Below are 16,591 nucleotides of genomic sequence, written 5' to 3'. Positions count from 1 at the left end.
GAAGCTGATCTGCCCGATCGCCATGGAACAGGGTCTGCGCTTCGCTATTCGCGAAGGCGGCCACACGGTCGGCGCCGGCGTCGTTGCCCAGATCATCGAGTAATGATCACCTCCTGAAGGTCGAGCTTCAAGCTTGACCTGAAGGGAAGACAGGGGCATAGCTCAATCGGCAGAGCGACGGTCTCCAAAACCGTAGGTTGAGGGTTCGATTCCTTCTGCCCCTGCCAAAAAACAAGAAAAGCCAAGTTGGGTAATCCAGCTTGGCTTTTCTCTTGCGCGGAAGAAAAACCGGTCATTGGCAATGCATCGAAAATGAAATGCCGGTAAAATCATCTGCTATTTTTCGTCAAGTCCCGCCAGAAGGCATTAATCATGGGCTCAAGGGAGCCCAATGCGCAGGTGCGGGAGATCTGGATTCAATTCATGAGCACTCAAGAAGTTGAAACCGCCTCGAGCAAGAGCGATCTCGTCCTTGTGACGCTGGCCGCGCTCTGCGCTCTCGGCGGGGTAGTTGCCTTTGCGCTCCTCTCCGAACAGGCTCTGGCGGTGCGCCTGGGCGCCCTTTGCGGCGGACTGGTCCTCGCGCTGATCATTGCCTGGCTTTCTCCTTCCGGAAAGCGCTTCCTTGCATACGGTCAGCAGTCCTATGAAGAGCTGCGCCGCGTCGTTTGGCCGACCCGCAAGGAAACGCTCAATACGACGGGCCTGGTGATGGCTTTTGTGGTCATCATCGCCTTCTTTCTTTTCTTCTGCGACATGATCATCGAATGGGGGCTTTACGACGTCCTCCTTCGTCTCTCGCTCTAATCGACAGTTTGGAAGGGATGAGCCATGGCTAACGACAATATGCACTGGTACACGCTCCATGTTTACTCCTCTATGGAAAAGAGCGTGAAGAATGCTCTGGAGGAGCGTATTGCTCAGAGCGGTCCTCTTCGCGACAGCTTCGGCGAAGTGCTGCTTCCGATTGAGAAGGTTCACGAAGTGCGCAACGGGCGCAAGATGACGACCGAGCGCCGCATGTACCCGGGCTACGTCTTCATTCAGATGGAAATGAACGATGCCACGTGGCATCTGGTCAACAGCACGCCGCGCGTGATTGAGTTCCTCGGGAACAACAATCCCGTCATGCTCTCGCCCGCGGAAGTGAGCAACATTCTGAATGCTGCTGAAACGAGCGCCGAGAAGCCCCGTCCGAAGATTGAATTCGAGGTGGGAGAAATGGTGCGCGTCAAGTCGGGCGCCTTCAAGGACTTCACCGGCCGCGTGGAAGTTGTCGATTACGACAAGAGCCGCCTCAACGTGTTTGTTTCGATCTTCGGTCGCGACACGCCGGTTGATCTCGCCTTCAACGAAGTTGAGAAGATCTAAAAATTTTTTGGGGAAAGCGGTTGCACCTCAAAAAACTGAGGTGTATAGTCGCGCTTCTCTCGTTTAACCAACTGGGGAGCCCGCTGATCCGAATGGATTAAGCAGGGCGTTTGAACCCAATAGGAATTTACGCCAAATGGCAAAGAAAATCGTCGGCTTTATTAAGCTGCAGGTTCCTGCCGGCAAGGCTAACCCCTCGCCCCCAATCGGCCCGGCTCTCGGTCAGCGCGGCCTGAACATCATGGAGTTCTGCAAGGCGTTCAACGCGAAGACGCAGGGCATGGAAGCTGGTCTTCCGATCCCGGTCGTGATCACTGCGTACGCTGACAAGAGCTTCACGTTCATCATGAAGACCCCCCCGGCCACCATCCTCATCAAGAAGGCGGCCAAGATTCAGAAGGGTTCTTCGCGTCCGCACACGGACAAGGTGGGCAAGATCACGCGCGCTCAGGCCGAAGAGATCGCCAAGACCAAGGAGCCGGATCTTACGGCTGCTGATCTGGATGCCGCTGTTCGTACGATCGCGGGTTCCGCTCGTTCGATGGGCATCATTGTGGAGGGTCTCTAAATGGCTAAGCTTACGAAGCGTCAGCAGGCGTTCCAGGGCAAGATTGAAGCCGGCAAGGCCTATCCCGCTCTTGATGCCTTCAACATCGTTCGCGCCAACGCGACCGCCAAGTTTGACGAATCCGTGGACGTTGCCATTCAGCTCGGCATCGATCCCCGCAAGTCCGACCAGGCCGTCCGCGGCGCTGTCGTGATGCCGGAAGGCACGGGCAAGACTGTCCGCGTCGCCGTCTTCACGCAGGGCGCCAAGGCCGATGAAGCCCGCGCTGCCGGTGCTGATATCGTCGGTTTCGACGACCTCGCCGCCAAGGTTAAGGCTGGTGAACTCGACTTTGACGTCGTGATCGCTTCGCCGGATGCCATGCGCGTTGTCGGCCAGCTCGGCCAGATCCTCGGCCCGCGCGGCCTCATGCCGAACCCCAAGGTCGGCACGGTCACGCCGAACGTCGCTCAGGCTGTCAAGAACGCCAAGGCTGGTCAGGTCCAGTTCCGCGCCGACAAGGCCGGCATCATTCATGCGCCGATCGGCCGCGCTTCCTTCGAAGCCGAACGTCTGCGCACGAACCTCGCCGCGCTCGTCGATCAGCTCACGAAGCTCAAGCCCGCCTCCTCGAAGGGTCAGTATCTCTGCAAGATCTCTGTCTCCTCGACGATGGGCCCGGGCCTTCGCATTGATGCCGGCACCATCAACGCGTAATACAACTTTTCCAGGAGCGGCACTCCTGTAGTGCGCCAGGCGGCGCGGATTCCATCAGAATCTGGCGCCGCTCGAGCGAACCCCGTCAGCGGGGATGCCCGGAAGTCGAATGATTTCCGCTGAGGCTGTGAAGCCTCAAGGGCTTTGGGTGGTTCAGCCCGAACCCGGCCGGAAAGGCTGGTGAAGGCTGAACTGCTGTCAAAGACCGCTGGAGAGCGCCAGTTTCCGCCGGACACGGAAGAAACAGATGTCCGGGGAAGTCCCGCTTTTAATTCTCTTGAGCCGCTTTTCAAGCTTCTTCCGCTCGAAAATGCGGTTGCCGACAAGAGGTCCAGCGCAGACGGCACCGAAGAGAGACATTGCGTCGTGTTTGCAAAGTGATTGTCCTAATAAGGGATGCATCACTTCCGACAGAAGTCAAGCTCTCAGAAGGTTGCCGGTTAATCGCAACCGGCGTCGGCCGCAAGGCTGACGTCTCTGAGTGGAGCCAGACCATGGGTCTTAATCGTGAAGACAAGGCGGCAGTCATTGCGGAGATTTCGGAAGTTGTTTCGAATTCGTCCGCGATGGTCATCGCCGAATACCGTGGGCTGACCGTACAGGCCGTCACGAAGCTGCGCGCTGAAGCGCGCAAGAATGGCGTGACGCTGCGTGTTGTCAAGAACACTCTGGTTCGCCGCGCCGTGGAAGGCACGGGGTTTGCCGGACTTGCTGACCAGTTTGCTGGTCCGCTCGTCTACGGCTTCTCCGCCGACCCGGTCGCTGTGGCCAAGGTTCTCGTCAACTTCGCCAAGGACAACGAAAAGCTCGTCGTTAAGGGCGGTGCGATGGCCAACTACGTCATGGACGTGGAAGCCGTCAAGCAGCTCGCCTCGATGCCGAGCCGCGACGAACTCCTTGCCAAGTTGATGGCGACGATGAACGAGCCGATCGCGAAGTTCGTCCGCACCATCAACGAGGTTCCGGCGCGCTTCGTACGCACCGTGGCCGCTGTGCGCGATGCCAAGGAACAGGCCGCTGCCTGATCCCAATCACCTTTCAAAATTTAAACACTACGTAATACGGAGCTAAAAATGGCCCTTACCAATGAAGAAATCCTTGACGCAATCGCGTCCAAGACCGTCCTCGAAATCTCTGAACTCATCAAGATGATGGAAGAGAAGTTCGGTGTTTCCGCTGCTGCCGCCGCTGTCGCTGTGGCCGCCCCGGGTGCTGCCGCTGGTGGCGCCGCTGCTGAAGAAAAGACCGAATTTGACGTCGTTCTCGAAGCCGCCGGCTCGAACAAGATCGCCTGCATTAAGGCTGTCCGTGAACTCACGGGCCTCGGCCTCAAGGAAGCCAAGGACCTCGTCGAAGGCGCTCCGAAGGCTGTTAAGGAAGGCCTCCCGAAGGCTGACGCCGAAGCCGCTGCCAAGAAGCTCGAAGAGGCTGGCGCCAAGGTCGTTCTCAAGTAATATTTACTTGGATACACCAGTGCGTGCGGATGCCTCCGGGCGTCCGCCGCAACTCAAAGCCTCCGCAAGGAGGCTTTGATCTGTTTTTCTTTTGTGATCCATGAGAAAATCAGATCAAAGTCTTTACCTTGATGAATCGTCTTTCCAGCAGACAATCTGTTATTGCGCGCCGCGCGGACTCAGACCAGTTGAAAGTCTGAAGTGCCGAGCGGCTTTTCGGCGTCTCCCCTTTTTTATCTCATCAAGAGCCGACTTCTCCCGGTTCATTCCTAATGTCGAACGGAGTCTACATGTCGTACTCGTTCACTGAAAAGAAGCGCATCCGCAAGAGCTTCGCCTCTCGCCCGAGCGTCCTTGAAGTGCCTTCCCTGCTTGATATTCAGCTTCGTTCGTACGAAGACTTCCTGCAGGCCAACGTGAAGCCCGCTGCGCGCAGCAGCAATCTCGGCCTTCAGGCCGCCTTCACTTCGATCTTCCCGATCACGAGCAACAATGGTTACGCCCGTCTGAGATTCGCTGGCTACAACCTCGCCGAACCTGAGTTCGACGTGGCTGAGTGCCAGCTGCGCGGTCTTACCTACTGCTCGCGTCTTCGCGCCAAGATCCGTCTTGAAATCTATGATCGCGAAGCCGCTCAGCCGGAAACGATCAAGGAAATCCGTGAGAACGACGTCTACATGGGCGAAATCCCCCTGATGACGGAAAAGGGTTCGTTCATTGTGAACGGCACGGAACGCGTCATCGTTTCCCAGCTGCACCGTTCTCCCGGCATCTTCTTCGAGCATGACAAGGGCAAGACCCATTCGTCGGGCAAGCTCCTCTTCTCGGCTCGCGTTATTCCCTACCGCGGTTCGTGGCTTGACTTCGAATTCGACGCCAAGGACATCCTTTACTTCCGCGTCGACCGCCGCCGCAAGATGCCCGGCACGATCCTCCTGAAGGCCATCGGCTATTCGGTCGAGGACATCCTCGCGCGCTTCTTCGCTTTCGACAGCTTCCAGCTTCTCAAGAGCGGAGCGAAGCTCCCTGTCGTCCCTGAACGACTTAAGGGCCAGACGATGTCGTTCGACATTACGGACGGCGAAGGCAAGGTCATCGTTCCGCATGACAAGCGCATTACTGCCAAGCATCTGCGCGACATTTCGAAGGCCGGCGTGACGACGATCGCCGTCCCCGACGACTACCTCCTCGGGCGCGTTCTTGCGAAGAACATTGTCGACGCGCAGACGGGCGAAGTCATTGCTCAGGCCAATGAGGAAATCACGGAAGCGACGCTCGAGCACCTGCGCGTCTCCCGCGTGCGCAAGATCGAGACGCTCTTTACGAATGAGCTCGATCACGGCGCTTATATTTCCAACACGCTGCGCCTTGACGACACGCCGGATCAGTTCTCCGCCCGTGTTGCCATCTACCGCATGATGCGTCCGGGCGAACCGCCCACGGAAGAAGCGGTTGAGACGCTCTTCGACCGCCTCTTCTTTGATGCTGATGCGTACGATCTGTCGCGCGTCGGCCGCATGAAGGTCAACGCCCGTTTCGGCCGTCCCTCTGCCGAAGGCGCCCGCACGCTTACGAAGGAAGACATCGTTGACACGATGGCGCTTCTCGTTGCGCTTCGCAACGGTCAGGACGACGTCGAGCTCGTCGACGAAAAGGGTGAAAAGCGCATTTGCCCGGTGAACGGCGTCGACGACATCGACCACCTCGGCAACCGCCGCGTCCGCTGCGTCGGCGAACTCGCCGAGAATCAGTTCCGCGCCGGCCTCGTGCGCGTTGAGCGTGCCGTCAAGGAACGCCTCAACCAGGCCGAAAGCGACGGCCTTACGCCGCAGGATCTGATCAATTCGAAGCCCATCTCGGCCGCGATCCGCGAGTTCTTCGGTTCGAGCCAGCTCTCGCAGTTCATGGACCAGACGAACCCGCTCTCGGAAATCACGCATAAGCGCCGTATTTCCGCTCTCGGTCCTGGCGGTCTGACGCGCGAGCGCGCCGGCTTTGAAGTGCGCGACGTGCACTCGACCCACTACGGTCGCGTCTGCCCGATTGAAACGCCTGAAGGTCCGAACATCGGCCTTATTAATTCGCTCGCTCTTTATGCGCGCCTCAACGAGTACGGCTTCCTTGAAACGCCGTACCGCAAGGTTGTCGACGGCGTGGCGACGAAGGAAATTCACTACCTTTCCGCCATTGAGGAAGGCAAGTACATCATCGCTCAGGCCAACGCCGAGATGGATGATCACGGCCGCCTTACGCAGGAACTCGTTTCCGCCCGCGACAACGGCGAAACGATTCTTGCCTCGCCCGAACGCATTCAGTACATGGACGTTGCGCCGGCGCAGATTGTTTCCTGCGCTGCCGCTCTGATTCCGTTCCTTGAACACGATGACGCGAACCGTGCTCTGATGGGCGCGAACATGCAGCGTCAGGGCGTGCCCTGCCTGCGTCCGGAAAAGCCTGTCGTCGGTACGGGCATCGAACGCACGGTGGCCGTCGACTCGAAGACGGCCGTCCAGGCGCGCCGCGGCGGCGTTGTCGACTATGTCGACGCCAACCGCGTGGTTATCCGCGTGAACGATGAGGAATCGGTTGCCGGTGAAACGGGCGTGGACATCTACAACCTGCAGAAGTTCACCCGTTCCAACCAGTCGACCAACATCAATCAGCGTCCGATCGTTGTGAAGGGCGATCGCGTGGCTGTGGGCGACGTGCTCGCCGACGGCGCTTCGACCGATACGGGCGAACTCGCCCTCGGCCAGAACATGCTGATCGCGTTCATGCCGTGGAACGGCTACAACTACGAAGACTCGGTGCTTATCAGCGAGCGCGTGGTTGCCGACGACCGCTACACCTCGATCCACATCGAGGAGCTTTCGGTTGTTTCGCGCGACACGAAGCTCGGGCCTGAGGAAATCACCCGCGACATTTCGAACCTCTCGGAAAACCAGCTCTCCCGTCTTGATGATTCCGGCATCGTCTTCATCGGCGCCGAAGTCAAGGCCGGCGACGTGCTCGTCGGCAAAGTGACGCCGAAGGGCGAAACCCAGCTCACGCCGGAAGAGAAGCTCCTGCGCGTGATCTTCGGCGAGAAGGCTTCGGATGTGAAGGATACGTCGCTGCGCGTTCCGTCCGGCATGACCGGCACGGTTATCGACGTGCAGGTCTTCACCCGCGACGGCGTGAAGCGCGACAAGCGTGCTGAAAGCATCATTGCCGAGGCGCTCAAGCGTTATCGCCGCGATCTTGACGACCAGCTGCGCATTGTGGAACGCGACTCCTTCGACCGTCTGCGTCGTCAGCTCGCCGGCCACAAGGTCGTGAGCACGATGAAGCTCGAGGGCCTCCCCGCCGACTGCGTGCTGACGCCCGAATTCCTCGCCACCATGCAGGGCTACGATCTCTTTGACCTGCGCATGGAAGAGGAATCCGCTCAGCACTACATCGATCTCACGAAGCAGGCGATCGAGCACACGCGCGAAGACAATTCCCGCAAGTACGACATCAAGAACGACAAGCTTACGCGCGGCGACGAACTGCCCCCGGGCGTGCTCAAGATGGTGAAGGTGTACATCGCCGAACGCCGTCGTCTGCAGCCCGGCGACAAGATGGCCGGCCGTCACGGCAACAAGGGCGTGGTCTCCAAGATCTGCCCGGTTGAAGATATGCCGTACATGGCCGACGGTCGTCCCGCCGACATCGTTCTTAATCCGCTCGGCGTGCCGTCGCGCATGAACATCGGTCAGGTGCTTGAAGTTCACCTCGGCTGGGCCGCCAAGGGCATCGGCTGGCGCATTGAGCAGATGCTCAAGACCGAGCAGATCCGTCAGATCCGTGCGTTCCTCAATGAGGTCTACAACCGTACCGGCAAGCACGAGGATCTCGACAGCCTTACGGATGAGGAACTCATGCGCATGGCCCGCAACCTGCAGAACGGCGTTCCGTTCGCCACGCCGGTCTTTGACGGTGCTACGGAAGAGCAGATCCGCATGATGCTCGACCTCGCTTTCCCGGATGAGGAAGCCGCTCGTCTGCAGCTCACGCCCTCGAAGACCCAGGCGACCCTCTATGACGGCCGTACGGGTGATGCTTTCGAGCGTCCTGTGACTGTGGGCTACATGCACTACCTCAAGCTGCACCACCTCGTCGACGACAAGATGCACGCGCGCTCCACTGGCCCGTACTCTCTCGTCACGCAGCAGCCTCTGGGCGGCAAGGCGCAGTTCGGCGGCCAGCGCTTCGGCGAAATGGAAGTCTGGGCGCTCGAAGCCTACGGTGCGGCTTACGTGCTGCAGGAAATGCTTACCGTCAAGTCCGACGATGTCAACGGCCGCACGAAGGTCTATGAAAACATCGTCAAGGGCGAGCACAAGATTGAAGCGGGCATGCCCGAATCCTTCAACGTGCTCGTGAAGGAAATCCGGTCGCTCGGCATCGACATCGACCTCGTCAAGAACTAAGAGAGGATTTAAGCGAAATGAATTCTGCGCTTAATGACATTTTCAACCAGGTCCACAAGGACGAGCATTTCGATGCCATCCGCATCGGTCTTGCCAGCCCTGAAAAGATCCACTCCTGGTCCTACGGCGAAGTCAAGAAGCCGGAGACGATCAACTACCGCACTCAGAAGCCTGAGCGCGACGGTCTTTTCTGCGCGAAGATCTTCGGGCCGGTGAAGGACTACGAATGCCTTTGCGGCAAGTACAAGCGCCTTAAGAACCGCGGCGTCATCTGCGAAAAGTGCGGCGTTGAAGTGACGCTCGCCAAGGTGCGCCGTGAACGCATGGGCCACATTGACCTTGCGAGCCCGGTGGCGCACATCTGGTTCCTCAAGAGCCTGCCGTCGCGCATGGGCATGGTGCTCGATATTCCGCTTCGCGACATCGAGCGCGTGCTTTACTTCGAAGCCTACATCGTTGTTGATCCGGGCCTTTCGACGCTCGAGCGCGGCCAGCTCCTCAATGAAGAGGAGTTCATCCAGAAGACGGCTGAATTCGGCGACGACTTCAAGGCCATGATGGGCGCTGAAGCGATCGGCGAACTCCTTCGCACGATTGACATCGACTCGGAAGTTGCCCGTCTTCGCGACGAGCTCGCCAACACGGCTTCGGAAGCGAAGATCAAGAAGTTCGCCAAGCGTCTCAAGGTTCTTGAAGGCTTCCAGCGTTCGGGCATCAAGCCTGAATGGATGATCATGACGGTTCTTCCGGTGCTTCCGCCGGATCTCCGTCCGCTCGTCGCGCTCGACGGCGGCCGCTTTGCGACCTCGGATCTTAATGATCTCTATCGCCGCGTCATCAACCGCAACAACCGCCTGAAGCGTCTCCTTGAAATCAAGGCTCCGGACATCATCGTGCGCAATGAAAAGCGCATGCTCCAGGAAGCCGTGGACTCGCTCCTCGACAACGGCCGCCGCGGCAAGGCGATGACCGGCGCCAACAAGCGCCCGCTCAAGTCGCTCGCCGACATGATCAAGGGCAAGTCCGGCCGCTTCCGTCAGAACCTGCTCGGCAAGCGCGTCGACTACTCCGGCCGTTCCGTGATTACGGTGGGTCCGGAACTGCGCCTGCACCAGTGCGGCGTGCCTAAGCTGATGGCGCTCGAGCTCTTCAAGCCCTTCATCTTCAATAAGCTCGTTCTGCGCGGCCTTGCGCCCACGCCGAAGGCTGCGAAGAAGATGGTCGAGAACCAGGAAGCCGTGGTCTGGGACATCCTCGAGGAAGTGATCTTCGAGCACCCGGTCATGCTCAACCGTGCGCCTACGCTGCACCGACTCGGCATTCAGGCCTTTGAGCCGAAGCTGATCGAAGGCAAGGCGATGCAGCTCCATCCGCTCGTCTGCGCGGCCTTCAACGCCGACTTCGACGGCGACCAGATGGCTATTCACGTTCCGCTTTCTCTCGAAGCTCAGCTCGAGGCTCGCGGACTGATGATGAGCTCGAACAATGTCCTCTTCCCGGCTAACGGCGATCCCTCGATCGTGCCGTCTCAGGACATGGTGCTTGGTCTTTACTACGCGACCCGCGAAAAGATCAACGGCAAGGGCGAAGGCATGTTCTTCTCGGACGTCGCTGAGGTTCAGCGCGCCTGGGACAACGGCGTCGTCGAACTGCAGACGCGCTGCACGGTCCGAATCAAGGAATACGAGCTCAATCGCGAAACCGGTGAGAAGACCCCGAAGATCGTCCGCTACGAGACGTCCGTCGGCCGTGCGCTCCTCTCGGAAATCCTTCCTGAAGGCATGAGCTTCAAGGAGCTCAACATCACCCTCAAGAAGAAGGAAATCGCCAAGCTCATCAACCGCTGCTTCCGCCTCTGCGGTCTGCGCGCGACGGTGATCTTCGCCGACAAGCTCAAGGACAACGGCTACCGCCTCTCGACGCGTGCCGGCATTTCGATCTGCGTGGGCGACATGAAGGTCCCCGCTCAGAAGGAAGGCCTCGTTCGCGCCGCCGAGCAGGAAGTGAAGGAAATTGAGGCGCAGTACACCTCGGGCCTCGTCACTCAGGGCGAACGCTACAACAAGGTGGTCGACATCTGGGGCCGCACGTCGGACCAGGTGGGCAAGGTGATGATGCAGGAGCTCTCGTCCGAGCCCACGATCGATCGTCACGGCCACAAGGTTTCCCAGGAATCCTTCAACAGCGTCTACATGATGGCTGACTCGGGCGCCCGCGGTTCCGCAGCGCAGATTCGTCAGCTCGCCGGCATGCGCGGCCTGATGGCCAAGCCTGACGGCTCCATCATTGAAACGCCGATTACGGCGAACTTCCGTGAAGGCCTTAACGTTCTGCAGTACTTCATTTCGACCCACGGCGCCCGTAAGGGCCTCGCGGATACGGCTCTGAAGACCGCGAACTCCGGCTACCTTACGCGTCGCCTCGTCGACGTTACGCAGGATCTCGTGGTGGTTGAAGACGACTGCCACACGACCCGCGGCGTTGAGATGCGCGCCCTCGTTGAAGGCGGTGAAGTTATTCAGGCCCTGCGCGACCGAGTCCTCGGCCGCGTGACGGCGACCGACGTTGTCAACCCGGATACGCACGAGGTTGTTCTTGCTGCCGGCACGCTGCTCGACGAACGCGCCTGCGACAAGCTCGACGAACTCGGCATCGACATGGTGAAGGTCCGCACGCCGCTCACCTGCGATACGCGCTACGGCCTCTGCGCCAAGTGCTACGGCCGCGATCTCGGCCGCGGCACGCTGGTCAACGCCGGTGAATCCGTCGGCGTCATCGCTGCTCAGTCGATTGGCGAACCGGGCACGCAGCTCACGATGCGTACGTTCCACATCGGCGGCGCGGCTTCGCGTGCTGCCGTTGCTTCGAGCGTTGAGGCGAAGTCCGCCGGTACGGTGACCTTCAGCCCGGCCATGCGCTTCGTCAAGTCCTCGAAGGGCGAGCTGGTGGTTATTTCCCGTTCGGGCGAAATTGTGGTTGTCGACCACGGCCGCGAACGCGAACGCCATAAGGTTCCTTACGGTTCGACGCTTCTTGTGAAGGCCGATCAGACGATCAAGGCCGGCCAGCAGCTCGCTACCTGGGATCCGATGACCCGTCCGATTATTACGGAGTACGCCGGTCGCGTTAAGTTCGAAAACGTGATCGAAAACGTCACCGTGATGAATCAGGTCGACGAAGTGACGGGCCTTTCGAGCCTCGTCGTCATTGACCCGAAGAAGACGGCGGGCAAGGGCGGCAAGGCGAGCGCTGCAGGCATTCTTCGCCCCTTGGTGCACCTCCTCAATGAGGACGGCTCCGAGGTGAAGATTCCGGGCACGGACCACGCTGTGACGATTCAGCTGCCGGTGGGCGCCTTCGTGGTCGTCCGCGACGGTCAGGATATCGGCATGGGCGAGGTGCTCGCCCGCATCCCGACGGAATCGCAGAAGACCCGTGATATTACGGGCGGTCTGCCGCGCGTTGCGGAACTTTTCGAAGCCCGCAGCCCGAAGGATGCCGGCATGCTTGCAGAAGTTACCGGTACGGTCACTTTCGGCAAGGAAACGAAGGGCAAGCAGCGCCTCATCATTACCGATCAGGAAGGCAATGCGCATGAAACGCTGATCAGCAAGGACAAGACGGTTCTCGTCCACGACGGTCAGGTCGTTCAGAAGGGTGAAGAAATCGTCGACGGACCGGTTGATCCGCACGACATCCTTCGCCTCCTCGGCATTGAAGAGCTCGCTCGCTACATCGTTGACGAAGTGCAGGACGTTTATCGTCTGCAGGGCGTGAAGATCAACGACAAGCACATTGAAGTGATCGTTCGTCAGATGCTGCGCCGCGTCCAGATTGCTGATCCGGGCGATACGCACTTCATTCAGGGCGAACAGGTTGAGCGTTCCGAGATGCTCGACGAAAACGATCGCGTCACTGCGCTCGGCAAGCGTCCCGCCACCTATGAAAACGTGCTCCTCGGCATTACGAAGGCGTCTCTCTCGACGGACAGCTTCATTTCGGCTGCTTCCTTCCAGGAAACGACCCGCGTGCTTACCGAAGCCGCCATCATGGGCAAGCGCGACGATCTGCGCGGCCTGAAGGAAAACGTGATTGTCGGCCGTCTGATTCCTGCCGGTACGGGTCTTGCCTATCATCAGGCGCATAAGGCGCAGGAGCTGGCAGAACGTCTCGAGCGTGAAACTCAGGCTTTCGACGAACCGCTCCCTGAAGGCGAAGCCGCAGCGGCGCAGCAGGAAGTTGAAGAGGAAATGTCTGAAGCGGCCGAAAAGCCCGCAGTCAATCCGTTCGCTGCCTTCGACCACAAGGAAGCTGTTGTGGAAGAAGAGAAGGCTCCGAAGAAGCCCGCCGAAGCCGACGAGCAGCCTGCCTCCTGATTGCAGCGCAAATTCGCGATAAGCCGACAGCTTTAGAGCCGCCGGCTTATTGCGAAGAGAAAGAACGGTCCGGATTCCGCATTCTCGTAAGAGAAGGGAGTCCGGACCGTTCTTTTTTGTTTTTCCATCGCTTTGGCTTGACACTCCGGAGCAATCTGAACGACAATCACCTGCTTTCAGGGTCCTGAATCCCTCGGTTTATACAGCGAAATCCCTCTGAGAGTAAGCTGTTCGGGGAGAATAGGAAACTGAAGACGGTTAAACAACAGCGTCTCTTTATTTTTTGATAGGGGCGCTCTTAACAATTTAGACGGACGATATGCCTACTATTAACCAGCTTGTTCGCAAGCCTCGTGAGCTCACGCACGATAAGAGCAAGAGCCCGGCTCTTAAGAACTGCCCGCAGAAGCGCGGCGTTTGCACTCGTGTGTACACCACGACCCCGAAGAAGCCGAACTCCGCTCTGCGTAAGGTCGCCAAGGTGCGCCTCACCAACGGCTTTGAAGTCATTTCCTACATCGGTGGTGAAGGCCACAACCTGCAGGAGCACTCTGTTGTGCTCATCCGCGGCGGCCGTGTGAAGGACCTTCCTGGCGTGCGTTATCACATCGTGCGCGGCTCTCTGGATACCCAGGGCGTCAAGGACCGCAAGCAGGCCCGCTCCAAGTACGGCGCGAAGCGCCCGAAGGCGGCCTAATAGGCTTCGCGGCATCTGCCGCAGGCGAACGGTCATGGGAAAACGGTTTCCCGGACCGAGTAAGTCGCGGACGCTTAGTCCGCAAAATCAATCCAAATGTACGGCTCGCCCCGGTTGGGGAACGCAGAACGTACAAGACTGAAGTATCGAAAGAGGAATTCAAATGCCCCGTCGTCGCGAAGTACCTAAGCGCGAAATTCTGCCGGATCCGAAGTTCGGCAGCGTTGAAGTTACCAAGTTCATCAATGTGATCATGCTCGATGGCAAGAAGGCGGTTGCAGAACGCATCGTCTACGGCGCTTTCGCGCAGATCGAAGAAAAGACCGGCAAGAGCGCTCTGGAAGTGTTCAACAACGCCATCAACAATGTCCGTCCGCTGGTTGAGGTTAAGTCCCGCCGCGTCGGTGGCGCGAACTACCAGGTCCCGGTCGAAGTCCGTCCGGTCCGCCGCCTCGCTCTCGCGATGCGCTGGCTGCGCGAGTCGGCCAAGAGCCGCTCTGAAAAGTCGATGCCGCAGCGCCTCGCCGGCGAGCTGCTCGACGCCAGCGAAAATCGCGGCGGTGCCGTGAAGAAGCGCGATGAGGTCCATCGTATGGCTGAAGCCAACAAGGCCTTCTCGCATTTCCGCTTCTAATCGAATCGCTTATCCACCGCACGGCGCTCCGTCTGAAGGAGTTCGTGCGGCGAACTTTGAGAGGAACCTTAAATGGCTCGTCAGACTCCGATTTCGCGCTATCGCAATATCGGTATTTCTGCCCACATTGACGCGGGCAAGACCACCACGACTGAACGCATCCTGTTCTATACGGGCGTCAACCACAAGATCGGCGAAGTGCATGACGGCGCTGCGACGATGGACTGGATGGAGCAGGAACAGGAACGCGGCATCACCATTACGTCCGCTGCCACGACCTGCTTCTGGCGCGGCATGGAGATGCAGTGGGAACCGTATCGCCTGAACATCATCGACACCCCGGGCCACGTCGACTTCACGGTTGAAGTGGAACGTTCGATGCGCGTCCTCGACGGCGCCTGCATGGTGTACTGCGCCGTGGGCGGCGTCCAGCCGCAGTCCGAAACGGTGTGGCGTCAGGCGAACAAGTACCATGTGCCCCGTCTCGCGTTCGTCAACAAGATGGACCGTACCGGCGCCAACTTCTTCAAGGTCTACGACCAGATGCAGAAGCGCCTCCAGGCGCATCCGGTGCCCATCGTTATTCCGATCGGCGCTGAAGACACCTTTGCCGGCGTGGTTGACCTTCTCAAGATGAAGGCGATCATTTGGGACGAAGCTTCGAAGGGCATGAAGTTCACCTACGAAGACATCCCCGCTGAACTCGTCGACTCCGCCAACGAATGGCGCGAGAAGATGATCGAAGCCGCTGCCGAAGCTAACGAAGAGCTCATGAACAAGTACCTCGAGGAAGGCACCCTTACCGAAGAGGAAACGATCAAGGGTCTTCGCCAGCGCACCATCGCCTGCGAAATCCAGCCGATGCTTTGCGGCACCGCCTTCAAGAACAAGGGCGTGCAGCGCATGCTCGACGCCGTCGTGCAGTTCCTGCCGGCTCCGACCGACATTCCGCCGGTTCCGGGCTTCGACCTGAACGACAAGGAAGTCACCCGCGAAGCGAGCGACGATGCTCCGTTCTCCGCGCTTGCCTTCAAGATCATGACTGACCCGTACGTCGGCCAGCTCACGTTCCTTCGCGTTTATTCCGGCATCCTCAACTCCGGCGACACCGTTCTCAACTCCGTCAAGGACAACAAGGAACGCATCGGCCGTCTGCTCCAGATGCACGCTAATGAGCGTAAGGAAATCAAGATGGTCGAATCGGGCGACATCGCCGCTGCGGTGGGCCTGAAGTCCGTTACGACGGGCGACACGCTCTGCGCTCTTGACGCTCCGATCATCCTCGAACGCATGGAGTTCCCGGAACCCGTGATCTCGCAGGCTGTTGAGCCCAAGACCAAGGCTGACCAGGAAAAGATGGCGCTTGCCCTCAACCGTCTCGCTCAGGAAGACCCGTCCTTCCGCGTGCGCACCGACGAAGAATCCGGCCAGACCATCATCTCGGGCATGGGCGAACTTCACCTTGAAATTCTCGTCGACCGTATGCGCCGCGAGTTCAACGTTGAAGCGACCGTCGGCAAGCCCCAGGTTGCCTACCGTGAAACGATCCGCAAGACCGTTGAAAACGCCGAATGCAAGTTTGCCAAGCAGTCGGGCGGCCGCGGCCAGTACGGCCACGTCGTTCTGAAGCTTGAGCCGCTTGAACCCGGCAAGGGCTTTGAATTCGTCGACGCCATTAAGGGCGGTGTGGTTCCCCGTGAATACATCCCGGCCGTTGAAAAGGGCGTTGAAGACACCCTGAAGGCTGGCGTGCTCGCCGGCTTCCCGGTTGTTGACGTCAAGGTCACGCTCCACTTCGGTTCGTACCACGAAGTCGACTCGAACGAAAACGCGTTCAAGATCGCTGCCTCGATGGCTTTCAAGGACGGTATGCGTCAGGCTGACCCGGTCCTCCTCGAGCCGATCATGGCCGTTGAAGTCGAAACGCCGGAAGAAAAGATGGGCGATGTGATGGGCGATCTGTCGTCCCGTCGCGGCGTCATCCAGGGCATGGAAGATCTGCCTGGCGGTGCCAAGAGCATCAAGGCTGAGGTTCCGCTTGCCGAAATGTTCGGCTACGCCACCCAGCTTCGTTCGCTCACGCAGGGCCGTGCGACCTACACGATGGAGTTCAAGCACTACGCTGAAGCTCCCCGTGCTGTCGCTGAAGCTGTCATCGCCGACAAGACGAAGTAAAATCAATCAGATAACCTAAATCCCAACCATTCAAGGATTGAATATGGCCAAGGAAAAATTTGAGCGCAAGAAGCCGCATGTGAACGTGGGCACGATTGGTCACGTTGACCATGGTAAGACCACGCTGACTGCTGCCATTACGACGATTCTCTCGAAGCACTTCGGC

General features: G+C 59.1%; 14 protein-coding genes and 1 tRNA gene. All 15 read left to right on the top strand.

The genetic code is table 11. The annotated features are described in order from the left end of the window. On the top strand, positions 1-103 hold a 103-nt coding region (locus GBM95_RS07835; RefSeq protein ID WP_451921330.1), incomplete at its 5' end, for an EF-Tu C-terminal domain-related protein. 48 nt (positions 104-151) lie between these two features. Then, a tRNA-Trp gene (locus tag GBM95_RS07830) sits at positions 152-227 on the top strand. Between the two features lie 196 nt (positions 228-423). Next, positions 424-807 (top strand): preprotein translocase subunit SecE, encoded by a 384-nt coding sequence (gene secE / locus GBM95_RS07825; protein WP_139688389.1) that lies wholly within the window; start codon positions 424-426, stop codon positions 805-807. A 24-nt stretch (positions 808-831) separates the two neighbouring features. Continuing rightward, positions 832-1,371 (top strand): transcription termination/antitermination protein NusG, encoded by a 540-nt coding sequence (gene nusG, locus GBM95_RS07820; protein WP_152158582.1) that lies wholly within the window; start codon positions 832-834, stop codon positions 1,369-1,371. Positions 1,372-1,507: 136 nt separating this feature from the next. Continuing rightward, on the top strand, positions 1,508-1,939 hold the full coding sequence (gene rplK, locus GBM95_RS07815) for a 50S ribosomal protein L11 (protein WP_139688391.1): 432 nt from the start codon (positions 1,508-1,510) through the stop codon (positions 1,937-1,939). Next, entirely contained in the window at positions 1,940-2,635 is a 696-nt protein-coding gene (gene rplA / locus GBM95_RS07810; protein ID WP_152158581.1) for a 50S ribosomal protein L1, read from the top strand. Between the two features lie 180 nt (positions 2,636-2,815). Then, on the top strand, positions 2,816-3,016 hold the full coding sequence (locus GBM95_RS07805) for a hypothetical protein (RefSeq protein ID WP_152158580.1): 201 nt from the start codon (positions 2,816-2,818) through the stop codon (positions 3,014-3,016). A gap of 113 nt (positions 3,017-3,129) precedes the next feature. Continuing rightward, entirely contained in the window at positions 3,130-3,660 is a 531-nt protein-coding gene (gene rplJ / locus GBM95_RS07800; protein WP_152158579.1) for a 50S ribosomal protein L10, read from the top strand. Positions 3,661-3,708: 48 nt separating this feature from the next. Continuing rightward, positions 3,709-4,089, top strand: coding sequence for a 50S ribosomal protein L7/L12 (gene rplL / locus GBM95_RS07795; RefSeq protein ID WP_152158578.1), 381 nt, complete (start codon positions 3,709-3,711; stop codon positions 4,087-4,089). Between the two features lie 290 nt (positions 4,090-4,379). Continuing rightward, a complete protein-coding gene (gene rpoB, locus GBM95_RS07790; RefSeq protein ID WP_152158577.1) occupies positions 4,380-8,543 on the top strand; it encodes a DNA-directed RNA polymerase subunit beta in 4,164 nt (1,387 codons plus the stop codon). A 17-nt stretch (positions 8,544-8,560) separates the two neighbouring features. Next, positions 8,561-12,919, top strand: a complete 4,359-nt coding sequence (gene rpoC / locus GBM95_RS07785) for a DNA-directed RNA polymerase subunit beta' (protein ID WP_152158576.1) — start codon at positions 8,561-8,563, stop codon at positions 12,917-12,919. 319 nt (positions 12,920-13,238) lie between these two features. Next, positions 13,239-13,616 (top strand): 30S ribosomal protein S12, encoded by a 378-nt coding sequence (gene rpsL, locus GBM95_RS07780; protein ID WP_005434247.1) that lies wholly within the window; start codon positions 13,239-13,241, stop codon positions 13,614-13,616. A 163-nt stretch (positions 13,617-13,779) separates the two neighbouring features. After that, positions 13,780-14,250, top strand: a complete 471-nt coding sequence (rpsG, locus tag GBM95_RS07775; RefSeq protein WP_139688397.1) for a 30S ribosomal protein S7 — start codon at positions 13,780-13,782, stop codon at positions 14,248-14,250. 72 nt (positions 14,251-14,322) lie between these two features. Beyond that, positions 14,323-16,425, top strand: coding sequence for an elongation factor G (gene fusA, locus GBM95_RS07770; protein ID WP_152158575.1), 2,103 nt, complete (start codon positions 14,323-14,325; stop codon positions 16,423-16,425). A gap of 43 nt (positions 16,426-16,468) precedes the next feature. Beyond that, positions 16,469-16,591: GTP-binding protein (locus GBM95_RS07765; protein WP_264298089.1), on the top strand; the 123-nt coding region annotated here is incomplete at its 3' end.

This window comes from Sutterella seckii (genome assembly GCF_009183815.1).
GTDB classification, from domain to species: domain Bacteria; phylum Pseudomonadota; class Gammaproteobacteria; order Burkholderiales; family Burkholderiaceae_F; genus Sutterella; species Sutterella seckii.
Note: the sequence above shows the minus strand (reverse complement) of the source record. Positions and strands in the feature narration are given on the sequence as shown.